The organism is Arthrobacter saudimassiliensis, from assembly GCF_059090665.1.
The window spans coordinates 798520-820225 of the sequence record NZ_JBNHFX010000001.1; the positions used below are offsets into that span (position 1 = coordinate 798520).

The following is a 21706-nucleotide window of genomic DNA, read 5'->3' on the forward strand; positions in this document are numbered from 1 at the left end:
CTCCCTGAACTCAAAGGCGGACGGCTTGCGCTGCCTGCCGCACCTGGTCTCTTGGCCACTCGCATCACTCACAGCAAATGGGGAATATCAATGACGAGTTCCACCTCCGGCCGCGCTTCAAGCCGGCCGCACGCAATTCTGACGGGCCTTCTCGCCCTGTTCCTGGTCCTTCTGCTGGCCTTCTTCGTGCTGTTCAGCAACCAGGTTGCCAGCGGAGCGACGCAGCTGAGCGAAGGAGCCGAACGTGCCTCCGATGGGTCTGTTGAGCTGCGCGACGGCGCGGCGCGGGCGCGGGACGGCGCGGCGGAGCTCTCCGCCGGTGCCAGCAAGGTCGACGACGGGGCCCAGACCGTGTCGAACGGTCTCGGCACGGCCCGCACCGGAGCCCAGTCCCTCAAGGACGGCGCGGTGACGCTCAACGACGGGGCGACCCAGCTGCTTGAGGGCGCGAACAGCGCAGCCGACGGTGCAGGACGCCTCGTCGCCGGCGCCGCCAGCGCCAACGAAGGTGCCGGCCGGCTGGCTGCCGGTGGCGGCGACCTGGCCGCCGGCGCGGGCCGGATCGCGAACGGCGGAGCCGAGCTCCAGGCCGGCGCCGAGCGCGCCAATGCCGGAGCCGCCCAGCTCTACAAGGGCAGCGATGACCTGAGGAAGGGCGCAAACGCCGCCCGTGACGGTGCCCAAGCGCTCAAAGCAGGCGGACAGGACCTCAAGGCCGGCATCTCCGACGTCGATTCCGGCGCGCAGCAGCTGCGCGACGGCACCACCGCCCTGGCCACCGGCGCCGGAACGGCCAAGACCGGCGCCGAGGCCCTCGCCGACGGCGTGGGCCGGATCTCTGACGGCGCAACGGCCGCCAACAACGGCGCCGGACAGCTGGTGGACGGCGGCACCGAGCTCAAGGCCGGCACTGATGAGGCCGTCGCCGGAACCCAGGAGCTGCAGGCCGGAGCCCTGCGGGTGAAGGACGGGGCCGCTGCACTGAGCGACGGCATCAATAAGGCCTCGGATGGGTCCACAGAGCTTCGCGCCGGAGCCCAGCAGCTGTCCAACGGCATCCTGGCGCTCGTCAACGGCAGCGCCGCCCTGCGTGACGGCGGCACTATGCTGGCAGCCTCCGCTCCACCCGTCAACACGGCTGTGGGAATCCATAACCTTCAGGCCGATACACTGGCAAGCTCTGCCGGCTCGCTCCGGCAGGAAACGCAGGACCTTGTTGACGGCCTGTCCAATCTCCAGACCCAGGCACCGGGCATGTCGGATGCAGACCTCGATGCCGCCATCGGTGAGCTGCTGGCCAGTGCACAAGAGACCAAAGCTGGACTCGATTCGGTGGCTGACAATGCCGCTGGCTTCAGCGAGACCTACAACAACACCCTCCGCGAGAACCTCAACACCTTGGCGGCCGGCGCCTCCGAGGCTTCCCTCGGCGCTGCGGCTCTCAACGGCGGTGTCGAGCGTGTCCGGGGCGGCGCTCCCGAGGTTGCCGCAGGGGCGGCCCAGCTCGATGACGGCATCAAGACCATCAAGGCCGGGTTCGACGGCCAGGGCACCGCGGAGGAACCAGGCCTGAAGAACGGCGCGGCCGGCGTGTATGCCGGCGCCAGCCGCCTGGCCGAAGGTTCCAAGGCTCTGCAGGCCGGCGCAGGGGAGCTCCTGGCCGGACTGAAGACCCTCCGGGCCGGAACGTCCGACCTGGCTGAAGGAGCCGAAGCGGCCAAGGCAGGCGCCGATGATCTGGCTGCCGGCAACGAAGCCCTTGCCGCAGGCGCAGGCGAACTGAAGGCCGGCGCAGGTCAGCTCGCCGCAGGTACTCCGCTGCTCCTGGCCGGAGCCGACAAGCTCTCCGCAGGAGCCAACGAGCTGGCCGCCGGAAACGGCGCCCTTGCCGCCGGAGCCGGTCAGCTGAACGCCGGAGCCGGGCAGCTCGCTGACGGTACTCCGGCCCTCGCAGCCGGCGCCGGCCAGCTCGCGGCCGGCGGACAGGATCTGAAGACCGGTGCCGGCACGCTGGCCGCCGGAGCCAATACCCTGGCGGCCGGCCTGAACACCCTGCAGACCGGTGCCGGTACCCTGGCGGCCGGAAACCAGAAGCTCGCCACCGGCGCGGGTTCGCTGTCCGAAGGCACCGGCCGACTGATGACCGGCAGCGACACTCTCAACCAGGGCATCGTGAAGCTCGACGACGGGGCCAAGACGCTCAGCACGGGCACCGGCGACCTCGACGAAGGCGCCGCCGCCCTGGCCGAAGGCACCGAAACGCTCGCCGAGGGCACCGAAACCCTCGCCGGCGGCAACGGTGAGATCTCCGACGGCGCCAACACCATGATGGAGCGCACCTCCGCCATGACGCCCGGCGGGATCTTCACCTCCCCTGCCGTCCTGGCGGTCATCATCCCGCTGGTGCTGCTGGCCATTCCGCTGGTCCTGATGCTCGGCGGGCGCCGCCGGGCACAGCACTAGCCGAGAACGCCCGGCCTCCCGGCCAGGCATAACAGAAGGGGCGGATGCTTAGCATCCGCCCCTTCTGTGTGTGTCCGGCCCTGGCTGCGGCCGGCCTAGTTCCATTCGCGCGGCAGCGGAGGGTTGTCGCCCGGGTCTTTCTCGCCGGTCGGGTTGACGTCCTCCTCGGCCGGGCCGCCGGCATCGCGGTCCCGGCTGCCGCCTTCGGCGCCGCCCTCCCCGTCCCAGGTGCGGTCTTCGGGAGTGCCGTCACCGTCGGGGTCGCGCGCGGCGCCGTCCTCGGGATCCCGGGCGCGGTCGCCGCTGCTCAATGGAACAGGCCCTTCTTGACCTGCGTCGGACGCTGCTGCTCGCCCTGCTGGGCACCGAGGACGACGACGGTGCCGGAGAACACCGGAATCAGCCACTGCAGGATCTTAAGCTGCTTCTGCGCGGCCTTCAGCTCATCGGAGGCATGCGGCGAAGGCTCCGTTGCGCCTTCGGCGCCCTGCTCGGAGAGCTTCTCGACCTTGCCGCCCAGGATGCCGGCGTAGAGAGTCACCCCGGCGCCGGCCAGGGTCACCAGCGTCTTGACGGCAGCCGAGCCGGCGACACCCTGCTGATTCGCGAGCCGGGCCTTGTTGTCCCAGATCAGGGGAAGCCCGGCGGCCATGTGGGCGAAGATGGCGGCGGACTGCACCGGGGCCCACTTCTTCCAGCCAAGGCTGGAGAGGCGGGTGCGTTCCCTCGGATCCTTCGCTTCGGCGGCCGCGCCGTTAAGGCCGACGGCCCCCATCAGGGAGCCGCCGAACCACGCGGCGGCGGTGAGGTCGTGGACAGAGCGGGCGAACAGACTGGACATATGAGGCTCCTGGCTTCCGTAGGACGGGGATTTCCGGGAAAGGAGCGGGCGGTAACCCGCGCCGCCCAACGTAGTCCCCGGAGCGCGCGGGCACCAGAGCAGGACGCCGGACGGAGAATTCCCGGCGGGCGTTCAGGAAGGGGCAGGCAGCGGTCCGCGCAGCCTCAGGACATCCAGGTGTGCGGGGCCGGCTTGCGGGTGGAGGGCAGGGCCACGTTGAGCCGCCAGTCCTTGATCCATTCCGGCAGCACCATCTCGGCCGGAGGCCTGCGGCCCGCGGCTTCGAAGATCTCATCGTTGCTGACCGGGCCCTTCTTCGACACCAGGCGGCCGGCGATGTGCGCCTCGGCGTAGACCTCGCCGTCCACCACCATGCGGTGCTGGAAATAGATCGACTTTTCGTCAAAGCCGATGATCCGGGTTTCGATGCTGTAGCGCTGCCACAGCTGCAGGGATTTGCGGAAGCTGATGGTCTCGTTGCCCACCACGGGCGTCCAGCCGCGGCGGCGCATGGTCTTCCAGAGCCCGCTGCGGGCCATCAGGTCGAACCGGCCCAGGTCCATCAGGGACAGGTACATGCCGTTGTTTACGTGCATGGCGACGTCGATGTCGGTCGGCAGCACCCGCATGGGCACGGAGGAGACCCCGAATACATCCAGCGGAGGTCGGCGGCGGGAACGGAGCAGGGTCAGGATGGTGCGCAGGAGCAGGTGCATGCCGCTATGTTACTGAGCAGTAACATAGCTGGCAAGCACCGTTACACGCCGCCGGTGCTCAGGACATCGTCCAGGTCGTACCGTACGGGCTCTTCCAGCTGCGCGTAGGTGCAGGACTCGGGCTCCCGGTCCGGCCGCCAGCGCTGGAACTGGGCCGTGTGCCGGAACCGCTCGCCCTCCATGTGGTCGTACTTGACCTCCACCACCCGTTCCGGGCGCAGGAACGTGAAGGACAGGTCCTTGTCACCGCTCCAGCGGCTGCCCTCGGCGTTACGCGGCGTGCGGGTGCCGGTCTGTTGCTCGGCCGGCGCCCAGGGATGCCCGGCCGCTTCGGTGACCAGCGGCTGCAGCTCCTCGAACAGCTCCCTCCGCCGCGGCATGGGAAAGGAGCTCGCGACGCCCACGTGCACCAGCGCGCCGTCGTCGTAGAGGCCCAGCAGCAGCGAGCCGACGGCCTTCGGATCGTTCTTGTGCGTCCGGTAACCGGCGAGCACGCAGTCCGCGGTGCGTTCGTGCTTGATCTTCAGCATGGTCCGACGGCCCGGCTCGTACGGCGCGTCCAGGGCCTTCGCGAGCACCCCGTCCAGCCCCGCGCCCTCGAAGCTGCTGAACCACTCCTCGGCGACGGCCCGGTCGCGGGTTCCGGCCGTCAGGTACAGCGGCGGCGGCAGCTGCGCAAAGGTCTCGGCCAGCAGGGCCCGACGGCGCTCGTAGGGTTCGGCGAGCAGGCTGCGGTCCCCGAGGGCAAGCAGGTCGAAGCCGACGAAGGCCGCCGGCGTCTCCTCCGCCAGCTTCCGTACCCGGCTCGCGGCAGGGTGGATGCGCTGTTGGAGGGTGTCGAAGTCCAGCCGGCGGGCGGCGTCGTCGATCAGCACGATCTCTCCGTCCACCACGCACCGCTCCGGCAGCAGGCGGCGGAAGGCGTCCTCCAGCTCCGGAAAGTAACGGTTCATGGCCCGGCCGTTGCGGCTCGCGATCTCCACCTCGTCCCCGTCCCGGAACACGATGGTCCGGAACCCGTCCCACTTGGGCTCATAGCCGTAGTTTCCGGCCGGAACCCGGGCCACGGCCTTGGCGAGCATGGGAGCGAGCGGGGGCATCACGGGCAGATCCATGGCGGCGTCTCCAATCGGCGGAACCTCTGCGGGCAGTCTAGCCACCCCGGCCCGGGCGCCGGGACGACGACGGCGGCGCGCGCACATGTCCGGCCGGCGTCCCGCGTGCTATCAAGGGAGGAACGATCACATCTGCAGGGGAACAGGACCGCCGGTCCGGAAACGGGGACTTCATGGCTGCTGGCAGCCGCACCATCGGGCAGCGGGACGTCGGGGCGATCGGCCTGGGGTGCATGAACATCAACCATGCCTACGGCCGGCCGCTCGCGCGTGAGGACGCCGCCCGGCTGCTGCTCCACGCGCTGGACACCGGGGTGCGGCATTTCGACACCGCCGCGATCTACGGCGCCACGGCCAACGAGGCGCTGGTGGGTGAGATCCTCGGGCCGCGCCGCGACGAGTACTTCCTGGCCAGCAAATGCGGCATGACCGATCTGGGCGGACGGCGGGTGATTGACGGGCGGCCGGAGACGATCCGGGCCACCGCCGAGCAGGCCCTGGCCCGGCTGCATACCGACCACCTCGACCTCTACTACCTGCACCGACTGGACCCGGCGGTTCCGGTGGAGGACAGCGTGGGGGCCCTTGCCGAGCTGGTCCGGGAAGGCAAGATCGGCGGCATCGGCCTGTCCGAGGTCTCGGCGCAGACGCTGCGGCGGGCGGCCGCCGTGCATCCGATCGCCGCCGTGCAGAACGAATATTCGCTGTGGACCCGCAACCCCGAGCTCGGGGTACTGCAGGCCGCGCAGGACCTGGGCACCGCGTTCGTGGCGTTCAGCCCGCTCGGCCGCGGCTTCCTGGCCGGTGCGATGCGGGATCCCGGAACACTGCACGAGGCGGATCTGCGGCGCGGCATGCCCCGCTTCCAGGGCACCAACTTCGCCGCCAACCTCTACCTGGTGGAGGAACTGGAACTGCTTGCCCGGCAGGCCGCCGTCACCCCCGCGCAGCTGGCGCTGGCATGGGTGCTGGACCAGGGCAGCCATGTGATCGCCCTGCCGGGAACCACGGACACGGCGCATCTGACGGAGAACATGGCGGCCGCGCACCTGGATCTTCCCGAGTCGGTGCTGCGCCGGGCCGGCCATCTGATTAACCAGCACACCGTGCGGGGCGCCCGCTACTCTGACGCCGCGCAGGCCGACGTCGACACTGAAGAGTTCACGGCGGAGCGGGCCGACCGCTAGGACCTGCCCGCTCCGCCGCCTATCCGGCCGCCGGTCCGGCGGCCGGGAATCAGGCGCCGGCCGCGGCCTCGGCTGCCGGCGCGGCTCCGGTGCCGGCCCCGGTCCGGGCACCGGCCTTGGCGATCTGGATCTGCTCGTAGACGTGGTTCCGAAGCTCTACGAAGCGGGGCAGCGAACGCGTGGTGAGCTGGTCCCGGTCGGCCGGAAGGTCAATCAGGATGTCCTCCTGCACCACGGTCGGCGAGGACGAGAGCACCACCACCCGCTGGCCCAGATACACCGACTCGTCGATGTCGTGGGTGACGAACAGGATGGTCACGCCCAGGTCCTTCCAGACCTTGCGGACCAGGTCCTCCAGGTCGGCGCGGGTCTGGGCGTCGACGGCGGCGAACGGCTCGTCCATCAGCAGCACCTTGGGCTGGTAGGCGACGGCGCGCGCGATCGCCACGCGCTGCTGCATGCCGCCGGAGAGCTGCCACGGGTAGCTGCGCGGCACGTGCGCGAGCCCGACGGCGTCCAGCGCCTCCTCGACCAGCCGGTCGCGCTCGGCCTTGGGCACCCGGGCGTTCTTCAGCGGCAGCTCCACGTTGGCCCGGACCGTCATCCAGGGGAACAGGCTGCGCCCGTACTCCTGGAAGACCACGGCCATGTCCTTGGGCGGTTCGGTGACCGGCTTCGATTCGAGCAGCACCTCGCCGGAGGTCGGGGCCATCAGGCCGGCGATGATCTTCAGCAGGGTGGTCTTGCCGGAGCCCGAGGGCCCGACCAGGCACACCAGCTCGCCGTCGGCCAGGTCGAAGGTGAGGTTCCGGACCGCCTCGAGCTCACCGCCGTCGACCTTGTAGACCTTCTGGATGCCGCGGACCGAGAGCAGCGCCGCGCCGTCGGGGTTCGTAACGTTACTCTGCATGCTCAACCTCTCTCTGGCCGTGGTACCAGGCGAGGATGCGCCGTTCGGACCACTGGAAAACTAGGGACATGGCCACGCCGATCAGGCCGAGGACCACGATGCCGCTCCACATCTCGGGGATGGCGAAGCTGCGCTGAAACTGGACGATGGTGAACCCGAGGCCCTCGCTGGAGGCGAACATCTCGCTGATCACCATCAGGATCAGGCCGATCGACAGGCTCTGCCGCGCACCGGCCATGATCTGCGGTCCGGCGCTGGGCAGCACCAGGTACCGCAGGCGGGCCGCTCCGGAGATGCGGAAGGTGCGGGAGGTGTCGCTGAGGGTGCCGTCGACGGCGCGGACGCCTTCGATGGTGTTCAGCAGCACCGGCCAGATGCAGCCCATCACGATGACGCCCACCTTCATCTGGTTGTTGACGCCGATGAGCAGCATCAGCACCGGGATTAGGACCGGCGGCGGAATGGCGCGGAAGAACTCGAGCAGCGGCTCCAGCAGGCTGCGCAGCCAGCGGATGGTGCCGATGGCGGTGCCCAGGGCCACTCCGAGCAGGATCGCCAGCGCCACGCCCAGCAGCAGCCGGCCGACGCTGGGGAGGATGTCCTGGAAGAACCGCTCTCCCACCCACACGTCCACCAGGGTGGTGGCCAGTTCGCCCGGTTTGGGCACGAAGAAGCTCGTGGAGCCGAGCGTGGCGGCCCACCAGATCAGGATCAGCAGCAGCGGCAGGCCGACGGCGTAGCCCGCGGTACGGATCATTTTCACAGGGCCACCTCCGAACGGACCGAGCTGTGCCAGGCCAGGGCCCGCCGCTCAATGAAACGCATGCCGGCGTTGATCAGGATGCCCAGCACTCCGGCGGTGAGCACCAGCGCGTACATCTGGGCGACGGCGCCGCCGGACTGGGCGCGGGTGATCTCGTTGCCCAGGCCGGGTGTGCCGATCAGCAGCCCCGCGGTCACGGCCAGGATCAGCGCCACCGCGGCGCCCAGCCGGATGCCGGTCATCAGGTACGGCAGGGTGGTCGGCCAGACCACGTACCGGATGCGGGCCAGCCGCCCCAGCCCGTAGCTGCGCGCGGTGTTCCCGGCCACCGGATCGACGTCGGCCACGCCGTAGAGCACCTGGATCAGCACCTGCCAGAAGGAGGCGTAGACCACCAGCAGCAGCGTGGATTCCAGGTGGATGCCGAACAGCAGCACGGCCAGCGGAATCAGCGCGACCGAGGGCACCGGGCGCAGGAACTCGATGGTGGAGTGGGTGGCCCGGCGCAGGAACGGACTGGACCCGATGAGCAGTCCGAGGACGACGGCGGCGGTGGACGCGATCAGCAGGCCCAGGGCCCAGCCGGTCATCGTCTGGCCGACGGCCCGCCAGAAGGCGGCGAGCCCGAGGTTGCCGAAGAAGACCTCCAGCACCTGCGACGCCGGCGGCAGGTAGGTGGGGTTGACGATGCCGAGCCGGGGCACGAGCTCCCAGATCAGCAGGAATCCGAGGATGCCGGCCAGGCCCAGCGCGGGCCCGGCCAGCCGACGGGAGGTGAGGTTCATGGGCGCTTTCCGAGGTTGGCGTGCACTGCGGATCAGGAGCCGGAGGGCAGCATGGCGTCCAGGTCCGGCTCCTTCGAGAGGGTGCCGTACCGGGTGGCCGCGGAGCCCAGGGCCTCGGCCGCTTCGCGGTTGAAGTCGGAGCGGTAGGCGGGAAGGACCATGCGGGCCCGCATCTCGTCACCGATGGAGGTGTAGGTGCCGACGATGTCGCGCACCGCGTCCGGGTTCTCCTGCGCGTATTCGAGCGACTTGTTCATGGCCTCGGTGAAGGCTTCGGCGATCTCGGGGTTTTCCTCGGCGTAGGAGCTGGTGGTGAAGTACCCGGCGACGTCGAGCCCCTCATGCATGTCGGCGAAGTTGTACGAGACCACCCGGGCGCCGCCGTCGAGCGCCTGGGTCAGGAAGGGTTCGAGGATCCACGCGGCGTCGACCTGCCCGTTCGCCAGGGCGGCCGGGGCGTCGGGGAAGCCGACCTCCACGAACCGGATCGATTCGTGGTCGCCGCCATCCTCCTCCACCACGCTGCGGATGGTGGTGTCGCCGATGTTGGAAAGGTTGTTCACCGAGACCGTCTTGCCGGCCAGGTCGGCGGGGGTCTGGATGGGCGAATCCGCCGGGACGACGACGGCGCCGACGTCGGAGGTGGTGTCGCCGCTGGTGGAGATGCCGTTGGCGAGGAACTCCAGGTCCAGGCCTTTGTCGTTGGCCACCATGACCGAAATGATGTTGCCGAAGGCGAACTGGAAGTCTCCGCTGACCACGCCGGGAACCGCGGCGGCGCCGCCGGAGGTCTCGGTGATGTTCAGGTCCAGGCCGGCCTCCTCGAAGAAGCCCTGCTCCTTGCCGAGCCAGATGGGCGCCGTGTCCAGGATCGGAATGACGCCGGCCGAGACCTCGGTCAGCCCTTCGCCGCCGGCGGCAGCGCCGTCACCGGTCGCTTCTCCGGTGGATCCGCCGGAGAGGGAACCTCCGCCGCAGGCTGAGAGGGTCAGGGCGGTGACTGCGGCTGCGGCGAGGAGAAGCGGGCTGCGTTTCAACGGTGGCTCCTGGAAATTCGTGACGACATGCGGCAGCTTGCTTCCGTTCCGAGACCCGGCGACGGCTGTGGCGCTGAGGTGTTCGCATGGTGAACATGTGTTCTTTTTCAAAGGTATGAGCTGGATCACATCCCGTCAAGGATTTCCCGGGATGGTGCAGAGTTGTGACCTTCCCGTCATCGGCGAACGTGTGGCACCGACAGGCCCGTCGGCGGGTCATGCACACCGGTTCATGACGGCCGGTCTGGAAATTGATGCTAAGAATGATCTACATCACACCTCCCGGTGCCGCTCGGAGCGCTGCACGGGTTCCCGGCGCTCACCGCTCCGCAGCCGTCACGGCCGCAGGAACCGGCCCGTCCGGTCCCGTTCTCTGCGGCCTGCCGGTCCGGTTCTGCCGGCCGCACCTGCTCGGCGCGGCGGTGCCGGCCGGCAGCCGGCAGCCGATGTCCGGCGGAGAGTGATCCCCCTACCGCACAACCGATGGGAAAAGATTCATGGCAGACGACAGGACGGTCCTGGCAGCCTCGGCGGACCTGCTGCGCACTCACGGCATGACGACGATCTTCGGCAACCCGGGCTCGAACGAGCTGCCCTTCCTGGCCGGGCTGGGGAAGGACTTCGACTTCGTCCTGGGGCTGCACGAGCAGGCCGTGGTGGGGATGGCCGAAGGCTACGCCAGGGCCACCGGGCGTCCCGTCCTGGTGAATCTGCACGCGGCGTCCGGTACCGGAAACGCCATGGGCGCGCTGACCAACGCCAGGTACGCGCACGTGCCGCTGGTGCTGCTGGCCGGCCAGCAGGTCCGGCGCACGGTGGGGCAGGAGTCGATGCTCGCGAACGTGGCGGCCGGCTCGCTGACCGCTCCGCTGACCAAGTTTGCCCACGAGCCGCTGGCCGCGGCGGACGTGCCGCGCACGCTCTCGCAGGCCATCCTCGAGGCCTCCTCCCATCCGCAGGGGCCGGTCTATGTGTCGGTTCCGTTGGATGACTGGAACGAACCGGCGCTGCCGGATGATGCCCTGCTCCGTGAACGCTCCGTCACGGTGGCGGGCGGGCTCTCCTCCGAACTGGCCGCCGCGCTCATTGCCGCCGTCGAGCAGTCGGAGAACCCGGCGCTGGTGCTTGGCCCCCAGGTGGACGCCGCCGCCGTCCGGGATCCGGCGGTGTTCGAGGCGATCGTGCGGCTGGCCGAGAACGCCGATGCGACCGTCTACGTCGCGCCGTCCCCGCCGCGCTGCCCGTTCCCGACCACGCATCCGAACTTCGGCGGCGTCATGGTCCCGGGGATCGATTCGGTGCGCCGCCGGCTCTCCGGACATGACGCCGTGTTCGTGATCGGCGCGCCGGTCTTCCGGTATCACCGGTGGGAGCCGGGAGATTACCTGGACGCCGGCACCCGGCTGTGGCACCTCACCCAGGACGCCTCCGAGGCCACCCGGGCGCCTTTCGGAACGGCCGTCGTCGCCGACGTCGCCGCCGCCATCGGTGTCCTGGCCGACGGCGTGCGGGACCGCGGCACGCGCCGCCCGCCCCGTGAGCTGACCGTGGCGGCGGGCTCGCCTGACGGCATGACCGGGGCGGAGATCCTGGAGGTGCTCAACGCCCACGTGCACGACGGCGTGGTGTACGTGAACGAAACCACCACGCTGGATCTGGACTACCTCGAGCGGATCGCCATCGACCGGCCCGGACGCTACCACTTCCCGGCGTCCGGCGGACTCGGTTTCGGCCTGCCGGCGGCCGTCGGGATCTCCCTGGCCTCCCCGGAGGCGACCGTGGTGGCCACGGTCGGCGACGGCTCGGCGAACTACGGCATCACCGCGCTGTACACCGCGGCGCAGCGGGGCACCCGGACGGTGTTCGTCATCGTCAACAACTCCGGCTACGGCGCCCTGGCCGGCTTCGCCCAGCGGATGGGCGTGCCCGATGTGCCGGGCCTGACGCTCGGAGCGATCGATTTCGTGGCGCTGGCCGAGGGGTACGGCGTGCCGGGTACCCGTACGGCCACGCGGGAGGAATTCGACGCCGCCTATCAGAAGGCCCTCCACGCGGAAGGCCCGGTCCTGATCGACGCCCGGGTGGTGTAAGGCCCGCCGGGGTCAGCGCTGCGCGGGCGTGCCCGGGACGGAGGCGCGGGGGTTCAGTTCCTGCCCGACGGCCCGGGCCGCCTCCTGCAGCAGCGGTACCGCCCGCTCGGCGAAGGCCTCGTCGACGCGGGAGATGGGGCCTGAAACGGAAATGGCCGTGGGAGTGGGGGCGTCAGGAACGGCGATGGCGAAGCAGCGCACCCCCAGCTCCTGCTCCTGTTCATCGACGGCATAGCCGCGGTCCCGGATTTTCTGCAGCTCGGCCAGCAGTTCCGTGGCGGTGCCGATGCTCTGGTTGGTGGGTGCCGGCATGCCGGTCCGTTCACAGATTCCGCGAACACTCTCATCCGGCAGCTGGGCGAGGATGGCCTTTCCGACGCCGGTGGCGTGCAGGTGGGCCCGGCGCCCGACCTCGGTGAACATCCGCATTGAGTGCCGGGACGGCACCTGGGCGATGTACACGACCATGTCCGAATCGAGGACGGCCATGTTGGCGCTTTCCCCCAGTTCGTCGACCAGCCTGCTCAGATGCGGAAGGGCCAGCGCTCCGAGCTGCTTGTTGGCGGCTTCGCCGAGCCGGATCAGCCGCGGTCCCAGGGCGTAGCGCCGGTTCGGCAGCTGGCGGGCGTAGCCGAGGCCGACCAGGGTCCGCAGCAGGCGGTGAATGGTCGGGAGGGGAAGGTTTGTGGAGCCGGCGAGCTCGCTGAGCGTCACTGCCCCGCCGGCGTCGCTGATCAGTTCCAGCAGCTCGAAGACACGCTCAACGGACTGCACCCCGCCGGCGGCACTGCGCTCAGCCATGTCGTTCCTTCCAGGTAGGGCAACACTTTATCGCTACGTGGAATGGTTTTTCAGCGATCGCCCAAACCCTAGCCGGGCGGGTGGGCGTGCGCCAGAGCATCCGCGCTCCCCGGGAGCGACGGCGGCGTGGAGACGTACCGATGCCCCGTTGGCGTCCGGATTTCGATCGCCTGCTCCGGCTTCTGCGGGCCGTCGTCGGCCCATTGGCGCCACGCCCCGACACCAGCCGCTGATCGCCCCCGAGGAGGGACGGCAACTGCGTGCGATGACCATCCCGGCGCCTCTTTCGTGTAATTGCAGTTCTCGCAGAGCCCCTGGCCGTTTGCCGCCGAGGTGCCGCCCCCAGCGGCGTGGCTTTGCACGTGGTCGATGTGGCGGACAGGCGCTCCGCACCACGGGGTACGGCAGCGTTGGTCCCTGGCGGTGATGAACCGGGCAAGCCCCTGCGGAAAGGCCCTCGCCCGGGAGTCCATGGCTATCAGCTCCCCGCTGGCTGGAGCGGTGTAGAGACGGCGCAGCGTCGCTTCCGATGCGCCGCCGATCGTCGCGCGCGCCCAGTCGGCCGGAACTGTTCCGTACCCGGCCAGCACGGCCGGCTCCTTGGCGCCCCGAAGCAGCGTGCGGTCGGTGAGGATGAGCTGCACCTCGATCCGCGGCCCGGCCGCAGCCGGCGCGCCGGTGATCCGTTCCACCAAGGTGTCGGCCATGATCTGCCCGCGGCCGCGCGGATCTCCCATGCAGCGCATCCGGTCCGCTTCCTGGGACAGCGCGGCGTAGACGGCCACCCCCTGCGCCACGGGCAGCAGGCCGGTCACCCAGGTCATGGTGTCGGGAGCCGGGCGGCAGGAGACGTAGCGTTCGTTTTCTGCCTTTCGGGCCCGCCGAACGACCGCAGCCGGGTCGATCCGGTACGTCCCCCGACGCAGCCGCTCCACCAGGGCCCGGTCCCCCAGCTTTTCCGCCTCGTCGGGATCTCCCAGGACGGCGGCGTCGAGCGCGGCGCGGTCCTCAGGCTCGAGGCAGGCGGTTTCCCGGGCCACGAGCGTCGCCCGCCACTCGCTGAGCTTTCCCTCCCGCAAGGCCCGAAAGGTGCAGGGCAGCTCATGCAGCAGTGCCTTGCCCAGTCCGAGGTACCGTCCTCCGCGCAGGGGCGATTCCCGCCGGGCCAAGGCGATCTGGGCCCCGACGCCGCGTCCCAGATCCTGCGGGCGCACGCCGGCCTCCGCCTGTTCCCTGCGCTGCATCTCGTCGAATCGGACCGCCGCCACCGCCTGGACGGCCGCGGCCGCGCCCTTCAATTCCTCCATGGACCGGATCAGGTCGATGAGGTCCGCGGCCTGGAGTGATTTCGGAGCCGGCGAGGCAGCCTGCGGGTCTTCCAGCCGCTCAACGAGCGCGGTCACTGCCTGTACGGCAGATTCGGACAGAGAAGCCAGGGAAGGCAGGGGAGACAGGAGCGCTGGCGGCGCCTGACCGACGACCCCCGCGGGCCCGCCGGGCGCAATGACGGAGGGGCCGCCTCCAACGCCGTATTCGAACATGTGTTCGAGACTAGAAGTTGGTTTGAGGGCCCGCAAGGGCAGTTGTTTTCCCTGAAATAAGTGGTGACCTGGTCGGGTCAGGTAAGCGGCCAGTAGCGAGGCCCTGCACCGTACGGGGTTGCATTCCCCCGCTACGCTGTCCCCGAACGAGGTGATTGCGGCGGCCGGAAACCCGGTGGTCTTTTCCCACCGATTAGCCCACTCCGACGATTTCTCCCGAGGAAAGTGGAACTGTTCCCGTGAAAGGCTTTGGAAGAATAATGGTCCGCCGCCAAACGCGACTCCGCTGCAGCGCCCGCCTGCTCTGCGCCGGCGCCGTCCTCACACTGGCCTCCACCGCCTGCGCCCCGCCCGCACCGGCCGAAACTCGACCTACAGAAAACGCCACGGCACCCGACGCCCAGGTCACGCTGGAACGTGTGGTTCCCCTGCTGCAGGAAACCGCGGAAACGGTCGATCTGGACGTCGTGGCAGTCCGTGAAGAGTCCTGCCTTCGGGTCGAAATCGAGGAACAGCAGACGGAAACACGATGGATTGGATCGTTGGAAGGCCTACCCGCCGATGCGGCTGCAGCGAACGCCGCCCTCGACAGCATCCGGGCAGCCCTTGAAACCGACGGGTGGTCACTCATCAGCGAAACCGACGAGCCCGGGAATGAAGTGGGGGACGTTCGGGTACTGATTTTCCAACAGGGCGACATGGACCTTTCCGCCGTATATGCACGCTACGGTGCTGCTGCCGACTCGTTGGACATCTTGGCCACCACCGAATGCACCGAGCATCCAGGCGACCATCAGATGCTGCGCTCCGAACTGGACCCTGAGTACGGCATCAGCAGCCGGTACTACCCCGACGGCGCCTGACCCCGCATGAGCGACGGCGGCGCCCCTCCCCCGAGGTGCGCCGCCGTCGTCGTGTGTTCCAGCTGAGCGGTTCTGGTGGGGCTCGGTGGGGCTCGGTGAAGCTACTTCGCTCGCGCCGCGCGGCGGGCGCGGACCGCTTCGATGACCCGTTCCTCGGCGTCGGGGCCGGACTTGATGCCACCCGGAACCCGGAAGAAGAACGCCAGGCCGATTACCCACCAGATGCCGAACAGAATCCACGGTTCCATGCCCAGCTGCGCGGGCATGCCCGGCATGTAGAGGCTGAACAGGGCAGCACCCAGGATGGTGGCAGCGACACCGATGACGACGCCGCCGCGCCCGCGGCCGCCGATCCGCAGCGGGCGGTCCATCTCCGGTTCGCGGCGGCGCAGGATCAGGAACGCCACGCCCACCAGGGTGTAGGCCGCCACGATGCTGGGCGCTCCCGAATCGACCAGCCAGCCGAGCATTTCCGCACCGAAGAACGGCGCAAGGAAGCTGAGCGCCCCGATGAACAGCAGCGCGTTGTGCGGAGTGTTGTACTTCGGGTGCAGCCGCCCGAACCAGGCGGGCAGCATGCCGCCGCGGGCGAGCGAGAACATCAGCCGGGAGGCGCCGAGCAGCAGCGAGTTCCACGACGTCAGGATGCCCGCAATGCCGCCGGCGATCAGGATGTTCGCCATCAGATCCGAACCGAACATCGCCCCGACGGCGTCGGCGGTCGCGATGTCCGCCCCGGCCAGCTCGGCGGCGGGCATGGCGGAGGACGTTGTGAGGATCACCATCAGGTACCAGATGGTGGCCAGGACCACCGACAGCACCACCAGCCGGCCGATCTGCCGGGCTGGAATGTTCACTTCCTCCGCTGACTGCGGAATGACGTCGAAGCCGATGAACAGGAACGGCACCACGACCAGCACGGCGAAGAAGCCGTTCATCCCGCCGGTGAACCAGGGCTCCATGTTCTGGGCGGAGCCGCCGGTGAAGGCGCCGGCGATCATCACCAGGCCGATGGCGAGCAGGAACAGCACCACGAAGTTCTGGACGATGCCGGCTTCCTTGACGCCGCGGATGTTGATCCAGGTGATGACGACGGCGGCGAGCGCACCGACGAGGGCCCAGGTCAGGTTCACCTCGAAGCCGGCGATGGTCCACAGCGGAATCTGGCTGAGGTCCGGGAAGATGTACTGCACGGTGCGCGGGAGGGCGACGGCCTCGAACGCCACGATGGTGACGTAGCCGCCGATGATGGCCCAGGAGCCGATGAACGAGGTGCGCGGGCCCATGGCCCGCAGGAGGTAGTTGTGCTCGCCGCCGGCCTTGGGCATCGCCGCGCACAGTTCCGCGTAGGTGAGCCCGACGACGGCCATGATGGTGCCGCCGGCAACCATCGCGGTGACCGCGCCGAGGGTGCCGGCGTTGCTGAGCCAGTCGCCGGTGAGGACGACCCAGCCGAAGCCGATCATGGCGCCGAAGCCGAGGGCCAGGACGTCGAGCCGGCCGAGGACTTTCTTCAATGAGGGTTCGGTGGCGGTTTGCTGTGCCATGCCGGGCCCCCTTTCCTGTAATGCTCTGCCCGGTGAAAGGCGATGCGGAGTGATTGGGCGCACTACGGTATAGGGCAGGGTTGGAACGCACCTAATGTGGCTGCGCCGTGCTCTTCACATTTACGTCTGCCTTGCAGTCCCTGCGGCCCCTGTGCGGTCGGGTTTCCACCACGGGGTCCAAATGCCGCCCGGCTAGATATAGTGCAGCCACATTCTCGATGTTGGGGGCTAAGCGATGACCGATCCAAACCACGCGGGCCGTCCACATCTGCACCAGCGGCGGCGAAGCGGCCTTTATGTGATCATCAGCGTGGCAGCCGTCATAATTGCTGCGGGCGGGATACTCGCGGGCCTCGCACTTTCCCACGGTGACGTCACCGACAGCGCTGCGGCGCCTTCTCTGCCGCAGGAGTCATCGGCCCCAAGTACTGTCGCGCCGTCCTCCGGTGACCGGACCCGCGCCGATGAGGCTGCAGACCCCGGTGCCGGCTCTCCGAATGATCCGAGCGGGAATTTAAGCAGCTGCGGACTGGACGGCAGCGAAATTACCGGCGGGCTTACAGAGGCACCGGATGCGCAGTGGGAGTACCACGGTCTACTCGCCTATCCCGTCTCGGCCGTTGCCGGGCCCACAGAGACGGCCCCGGAAGGCTACCGGTACTGTTTCCAGCGCAGTCCGGAAGGCGCGCTCCTCGCGGCTGCCTATGCGGCCATCGCGGGCAGCTCGGGCGACTCTGAGCTTGTGGGTGCTTGGGTCCCATACGCGCTATCGGAGGGGCCGTACCGCTCCGAACTCCTGCCCCGGCTTGACGCAACAGCCACGGCTGATGACGAAGAGGACGCGTTCCGTGCGGCCATTGCCGGCTTCCGTCTTCTGGCCTACGACGGGGACACCGCCCGGGTAGATATTGCCATGGTCGTTGCCGTCGACGGGCAGACGCTGCACATGTCCGGTGTCTATGAGCTCCTCTGGGCAAATGACGATTGGCGGCTGAACACCGTCTTCGAGGAACCGGTGCAGGTGGCCCGCATACCGGGACTCACCGGATACGTCCCTTGGTCGTCCTCTTAGATTCCCGGGCATCGGCCCGGCCCCCGTGTGGACACAGGGTCACTCAGGAACGGTGACCAGGCCCTCCGAGACCATCCAGTCGAAGGCGACGTCGGCCGGTTCCCCGCCCTCGACGTCGACCGCCAGGTTCATCTGCCGCAGCTCCTGGTCGGTGAGCAGGGGGCTGATCTGCGCGAAGACATCCTCAAGCCCCGGGTACCGCAGCAGCGCCTCCGTGTTGAACACCGGGGCGACGTTGTAGGCCGGGAAGTAGGCGCGGTCATCCTCCAGCACGGTCAGGCCCAGCGAATCGATCCGACCGTCGGTGGCGAAGACCTCGCCGAAGTTGCATTCCCCGGCGTCGGTGGCGGTGTAGACGGCTCCGGTGTCGTAGATGCCGATGTTCCCTTCGGGCACGCCGTCCGGCGAGCCCCGGGGCAGGTCGTAGGCCTCCAACAGGGGGTTCATCCCGTCCGGCCGGGAGTTGAACTCCGCCTCCAGGCAGAAGGTGCGCTCCTCGACAGGCAGCGCCGCGATGTCGGAGATGCGGGTGACACCGAGCTCCTCGGCGGCCTCGCTGCGGATCGCGAACGCGTACGTGTTGTTCAGCGGCGCGGGACGTCCCCAGGTCAGTCCGTTCGCCAGGTCGGCGTCGTACACCGCCTGCCACTGCTCCTCCTGGTCCGGAATGCCGGTGGCCTGGCCCAGGTAGGTGATCCAGGCGGTGCCGGTGTACTCGTAGGTCATGTCCGCCTGCCCGGAGACCATCAGCTCCCGGACCGGCTGGCTGCCGGGAACGTTGGTGAGGTCGGTGACGTCGAACCCGGCGGCCTTCGCGGCGATCACGGCGATCTTGCCCAGCACGAGCTGTTCGGTGAAGTTCTTGCCGGTGATGGTCAGCGGGGCGTCCTGCGGCAGGCCCTCGATGGGCTGAATCTCCCCGGGCTCCGCCTCGGGCACGTAGGAGTCAGCGGGCTGCAGCCCGCAGCCGGCGGCAAGGAACCCGACGACGGCGGCGAGCGCGGCCAGCCGCCTCCTCCGGCGGGCGGGAGGGCGGACAGGCCGGGCCGAAGCGCTGCCCATCAGAGGCCCTTCGGCCGGGCGACGTGCTCGATGACGCGGCCGATCCAGTCGACGGTCAGGGCCAGCAGCGCCACCAGCAGGGCGCCGGTGACCAGGACCGCCTCCAGGTTCAGGTTCACCCCCGTGGTGATCAGGATGCCGAGCCCGCCGCCGTTGATGAACGTGGAAAGCGTCGCGGTGCCGACCAGCAGCACCAGCGCCGTGCGCACCCCGGAGAGCATGACCGGCACCGCGAGCGGCAGCTCCAGGCGGAACAGGACGCCGGCGGCGCTCATGCCTACCCCGCGTCCGGCCTCGACCACCCGCGGATCGACCTGCTGGATGCCGATCATGGTGTTCCGCAGCACAGGCAGCGCGGCATAGAGCACCAGCGCCACGATGGCCGGCCAGAAGCCGAAGCCCAGCCAGAAGGCAAGCAGCACCAGCAGCCCGATCGCCGGGGCGGCCTGGCCCAGGTTCGCCACGGCCAGAACCGGCCCGCTGACCCGGCGCAGCGGGCCCCGGGTCAGCAGGATGCCCAGGGGAATCGCCACCGCCAGCACGATCGCCGCCGAGACCACGGTGAGCGCCAGGTGCTGCACGGTGTAACCCCACAGCGTTCCCGGCTCCAGGGTGGCGCGCTCGGTTGCGCTGAGGTCGGCGTTGGCCAGCCAGAGCACCAGCAGCCCGAAGGCGACGGCGATGCCGGCGAGCTGCAGCAGCAGCGGCCGCCAGGACAGGCCCGGGGCAGTATCGACGGTCTCAGGCAGCGGCGTCGCCCTCGCACCCGCCGCCCGGGCGTCTCCCGCCCGGGTACCTCCCCCGCCTGTCGCCGTCGTGCCCTTGGCGGTGGAGGCCGCAGCCGCACCGCCGGCGGCACCGGCACCCGCGGCGCTCATCAGCTGTCCTCCGCGGCCGTGGCGCCGGCCGGAGCCGGAGCGGGTCCGGGCGCCTCATGCCGCGGCGTCGTGTCGGTGTTGACGCCCACCGGTGCGGCGGCGTCGTCCCGGGCGGCGGCCTGTGCCGCCGTGATCGCGTCCATGACGGTCTGCACGGTGACCAGGCCCGTGAAAGCGTCCCGCGGACCGGTGACGAGTGCCGCTCCCGTGCTGGAGCCGAGCATCGTGTCCAGCGCGTCGTTCAGGGTCGCCCGGGCGCCGATCACCGGGAGCTTCGGGTCCGCCGTCGCGGGCAGCCGGTCCAGCCGGCTGATCTGGCGGCGGGAGAGCCACTGCAGCGGCCGATCGCGGCCGTCCAGGACCACCAGGTTCTGCTCGCCGGCGCCCTGCAGCCGGGACAGGGCGTCGCTGGCCGGCTCGCCGCCCCGGGCGGTGACCGCCTCGCTCAGCTTCACCTCGTTGACCCGGGTCAGCGTGAGCTGCTTGAGCCCGGCGCCGGAGCCGATGAAGTTCTCCACGAACTCGTCGGCGGGGTTGGCCAGGATCCGTTCCGGCGAGTCATACTGCACCAGGCGGGCGCCCTCGCGGAAGATCGCGATCCAGTCTCCCAGCTTCACGGCCTCGTCGAAGTCGTGGGTAACGGCGACGATGGTCTTGTGCAGCTCCGACTGGATGTGCAGCAGCTCTTCCTGCAGCCGCTGCCGGGTAATCGGGTCCACCGCACCGAACGGCTCGTCCATGAGCAGCACCGGCGGGTCCGCGGCCAGGGCGCGGGCTACGCCCACCCGCTGCTGCTGGCCGCCGGAGAGCTCCTTCGGATACCGGCCCCGGTACAACGCGGGATCGAGGGAGACCAGCTCCAGCAGCTCGTCCACCCGGTCGCTGATCCGGTCCCTGCTCCAGTCCAGCATCTTGGGCACGACGGCGATGTTCGCCGCCACGGTCATGTGTGGAAAGAGCCCGCCGGCCTGGATCACGTAGCCGATGCCGCGGCGCAGTTGGTCGCCGTCCATCGCGGTGACGTCGTCGCCGTCGAGGATGATCCGGCCGCTGGTCGGCTCGATGAGCCGGTTGATCATCTTCAGCGTGGTGGTCTTGCCGCAGCCGGAGGGCCCGACGAGCATCACCACGCTGCCGTGTGGAATCTCCAGGGTCAGGCCGTCCACCGCAGGGCGGTCCTGCCCGGGATAGCGTTTGGTCACCTCGTCCAGGAGGATGCCGGCGCCGCCGGCGGGAGCACCGCCGTCGGCGCCGTTGGATGCTGTCGGAAGGGTTTCAGACACGGATACCTCGCGGGATGGTCAGCCGGCCGAGACCGAGCAGGAGGAGGTCGAGGATCAGGGCCAGGAGGACGACCCCGACGACGCCGACCACGACGGATTCAAGCGAGTTGGCGCCGCCCAGGCGGGACAGGCCGTTGAAGATGAAGCCGCCCAGGCCCGGGCCGAGAGCATATGCGGCGATTGCGGCGATGCCCATGACCATCTGCGCGGAGACACGCACGCCGGTCAGGATCACCGGCCAGGCCAGCGGCAGTTCCACCCGCAGCAGGGACCGCACTCTGCCCATGCCCACACCTCGGGCGGATTCGACGACGGCCGGAGAAATCCCGGAGAGCCCCACGAGGGCATTGCGCAGGATCGGCAGGGTGGCGTAGAACGCGACGACGATGACGGCCGGCAGCGTGCCGAAGCCGAGCGGGGCGATCAGCAGCCCGATCAGGGCGAAGGACGGCAGGGTCAGTCCGACGGCGGAGATGCCGTTCGCGATGCCGTTCAGGGTCCTGCTGCGGTAGGTGAGTGCCGCGATGACGATCGCGAGGACCGTGGCGAGCACCAGGCACTGGAACACGAGGCTGAAGTGCTGCCACCCGGCGAAGAGGATCTGCGGATAGCGGTCGGCCAGGAATTCCAACAAGAGCAAGACCTCATTCGCCTCGGGGACGGGTTGCCTGCCGGTGCTCCTTTCGCTGGTGTTTCAGCCGCGGTTCGGCTGCCCTGCTGCACAGCTTCCTCTATGGTCCCGCTGTGCCGTG

Annotated in this window: 20 protein-coding genes; 5 read left to right on the forward strand and 15 right to left on the reverse strand. The window is 69.4% G+C overall.

The annotated features are described in order from the left end of the window. Nucleotides 1-90: 90 nt before the first annotated feature. A complete protein-coding gene (locus AC5RV6_RS03690; protein ID WP_494005921.1) occupies nucleotides 91-2463 on the forward strand; it encodes a hypothetical protein in 2373 nt (790 codons plus the stop codon). Between the two features lie 95 nt (nucleotides 2464-2558). Here AC5RV6_RS03690 and AC5RV6_RS03695 read toward each other — a convergent pair whose 3' ends face one another. The 4 genes from AC5RV6_RS03695 to AC5RV6_RS03710 form a co-directional block, all read right to left on the reverse strand. Next, complete coding sequence (locus AC5RV6_RS03695; protein ID WP_494005922.1) at nucleotides 2559-2774, reverse strand: hypothetical protein; 216 nt, start codon at nucleotides 2772-2774, stop codon at nucleotides 2559-2561. Then, nucleotides 2771-3304 (reverse strand): hypothetical protein, encoded by a 534-nt coding sequence (locus tag AC5RV6_RS03700; protein WP_494005923.1) that lies wholly within the window; start codon nucleotides 3302-3304, stop codon nucleotides 2771-2773. The genes AC5RV6_RS03695 and AC5RV6_RS03700 overlap by 4 nt, the downstream gene beginning before the upstream one ends. A gap of 164 nt (nucleotides 3305-3468) precedes the next feature. Further along, nucleotides 3469-4020, reverse strand: a complete 552-nt coding sequence (locus AC5RV6_RS03705) for an acyl-CoA thioesterase (RefSeq protein ID WP_494005924.1) — start codon at nucleotides 4018-4020, stop codon at nucleotides 3469-3471. Nucleotides 4021-4061: 41 nt separating this feature from the next. After that, nucleotides 4062-5135, reverse strand: coding sequence for an ATP-dependent DNA ligase (locus AC5RV6_RS03710; protein ID WP_494005925.1), 1074 nt, complete (start codon nucleotides 5133-5135; stop codon nucleotides 4062-4064). A 173-nt stretch (nucleotides 5136-5308) separates the two neighbouring features. Between AC5RV6_RS03710 and AC5RV6_RS03715 the strand changes: the two genes are divergently transcribed. Continuing rightward, nucleotides 5309-6322, forward strand: a complete 1014-nt coding sequence (locus tag AC5RV6_RS03715; RefSeq protein ID WP_494005926.1) for an aldo/keto reductase — start codon at nucleotides 5309-5311, stop codon at nucleotides 6320-6322. Nucleotides 6323-6371: 49 nt separating this feature from the next. Here AC5RV6_RS03715 and AC5RV6_RS03720 read toward each other — a convergent pair whose 3' ends face one another. From AC5RV6_RS03720 to AC5RV6_RS03735, 4 genes are read right to left on the reverse strand one after another with little or no spacing between them, the layout of a single operon-like run. After that, the gene (locus AC5RV6_RS03720; protein ID WP_494005927.1) at nucleotides 6372-7232 is read right to left on the reverse strand and encodes an ABC transporter ATP-binding protein; all 861 of its coding nucleotides are present in this window, start codon (nucleotides 7230-7232) and stop codon (nucleotides 6372-6374) included. Next, nucleotides 7222-7995, reverse strand: a complete 774-nt coding sequence (locus AC5RV6_RS03725) for an ABC transporter permease (protein WP_494005928.1) — start codon at nucleotides 7993-7995, stop codon at nucleotides 7222-7224. Before AC5RV6_RS03725 ends, AC5RV6_RS03720 begins: the two co-directional genes overlap by 11 nt. Next, on the reverse strand, nucleotides 7992-8780 hold the full coding sequence (locus AC5RV6_RS03730; protein WP_494005929.1) for an ABC transporter permease: 789 nt from the start codon (nucleotides 8778-8780) through the stop codon (nucleotides 7992-7994). Before AC5RV6_RS03730 ends, AC5RV6_RS03725 begins: the two co-directional genes overlap by 4 nt. 32 nt (nucleotides 8781-8812) lie before the next feature. Then, nucleotides 8813-9817: an ABC transporter substrate-binding protein gene (locus tag AC5RV6_RS03735; RefSeq protein WP_494005930.1), complete on the reverse strand. Its 1005-nt coding sequence runs from the start codon at nucleotides 9815-9817 to the stop codon at nucleotides 8813-8815. 497 nt (nucleotides 9818-10314) lie between these two features. Here AC5RV6_RS03735 and mdlC point away from each other — a divergent pair, with 497 nt between their 5' ends. Next, nucleotides 10315-11907, forward strand: a complete 1593-nt coding sequence (gene mdlC, locus AC5RV6_RS03740) for a benzoylformate decarboxylase (RefSeq protein WP_494005931.1) — start codon at nucleotides 10315-10317, stop codon at nucleotides 11905-11907. Between the two features lie 12 nt (nucleotides 11908-11919). Here the strand turns inward: mdlC and AC5RV6_RS03745 are convergent, their stop codons facing one another. Together AC5RV6_RS03745 and AC5RV6_RS03750 are read right to left on the reverse strand one after the other, a co-directional pair. Then, a complete protein-coding gene (locus AC5RV6_RS03745) occupies nucleotides 11920-12708 on the reverse strand; it encodes an IclR family transcriptional regulator (RefSeq protein WP_494005932.1) in 789 nt (262 codons plus the stop codon). A 68-nt stretch (nucleotides 12709-12776) separates the two neighbouring features. Beyond that, on the reverse strand, nucleotides 12777-14111 hold the full coding sequence (locus AC5RV6_RS03750; protein ID WP_494005933.1) for an HNH endonuclease: 1335 nt from the start codon (nucleotides 14109-14111) through the stop codon (nucleotides 12777-12779). Between the two features lie 398 nt (nucleotides 14112-14509). Between AC5RV6_RS03750 and AC5RV6_RS03755 the strand changes: the two genes are divergently transcribed. Next, nucleotides 14510-15112 carry a hypothetical protein gene (locus tag AC5RV6_RS03755; protein WP_494005934.1) on the forward strand — a complete coding sequence of 201 codons (603 nt, stop codon included), beginning with the start codon at nucleotides 14510-14512 and terminating at the stop codon, nucleotides 15110-15112. A 101-nt stretch (nucleotides 15113-15213) separates the two neighbouring features. Here AC5RV6_RS03755 and AC5RV6_RS03760 read toward each other — a convergent pair whose 3' ends face one another. Further along, nucleotides 15214-16659 carry an APC family permease gene (locus AC5RV6_RS03760; protein WP_494005935.1) on the reverse strand — a complete coding sequence of 482 codons (1446 nt, stop codon included), beginning with the start codon at nucleotides 16657-16659 and terminating at the stop codon, nucleotides 15214-15216. 235 nt (nucleotides 16660-16894) lie between these two features. Between AC5RV6_RS03760 and AC5RV6_RS03765 the strand changes: the two genes are divergently transcribed. Beyond that, complete coding sequence (locus AC5RV6_RS03765) at nucleotides 16895-17731, forward strand: DUF8175 domain-containg protein (RefSeq protein ID WP_494005936.1); 837 nt, start codon at nucleotides 16895-16897, stop codon at nucleotides 17729-17731. A gap of 39 nt (nucleotides 17732-17770) precedes the next feature. On the opposite strand, the gene AC5RV6_RS03770 is transcribed toward AC5RV6_RS03765, so the two are convergent. From AC5RV6_RS03770 to AC5RV6_RS03785, 4 genes are read right to left on the reverse strand one after another with little or no spacing between them, the layout of a single operon-like run. Then, on the reverse strand, nucleotides 17771-18793 hold the full coding sequence (locus AC5RV6_RS03770; RefSeq protein WP_494005937.1) for a glycine betaine ABC transporter substrate-binding protein: 1023 nt from the start codon (nucleotides 18791-18793) through the stop codon (nucleotides 17771-17773). Next, complete coding sequence (locus AC5RV6_RS03775) at nucleotides 18793-19671, reverse strand: ABC transporter permease (protein WP_494005938.1); 879 nt, start codon at nucleotides 19669-19671, stop codon at nucleotides 18793-18795. Before AC5RV6_RS03775 ends, AC5RV6_RS03770 begins: the two co-directional genes overlap by 1 nt. Next, a complete protein-coding gene (locus tag AC5RV6_RS03780) occupies nucleotides 19671-20954 on the reverse strand; it encodes an ABC transporter ATP-binding protein (protein ID WP_494005939.1) in 1284 nt (427 codons plus the stop codon). The genes AC5RV6_RS03775 and AC5RV6_RS03780 overlap by 1 nt, the downstream gene beginning before the upstream one ends. Then, nucleotides 20947-21588, reverse strand: a complete 642-nt coding sequence (locus tag AC5RV6_RS03785) for an ABC transporter permease (protein WP_494006620.1) — start codon at nucleotides 21586-21588, stop codon at nucleotides 20947-20949. Before AC5RV6_RS03785 ends, AC5RV6_RS03780 begins: the two co-directional genes overlap by 8 nt. Nucleotides 21589-21706 lie beyond the last annotated feature (118 nt).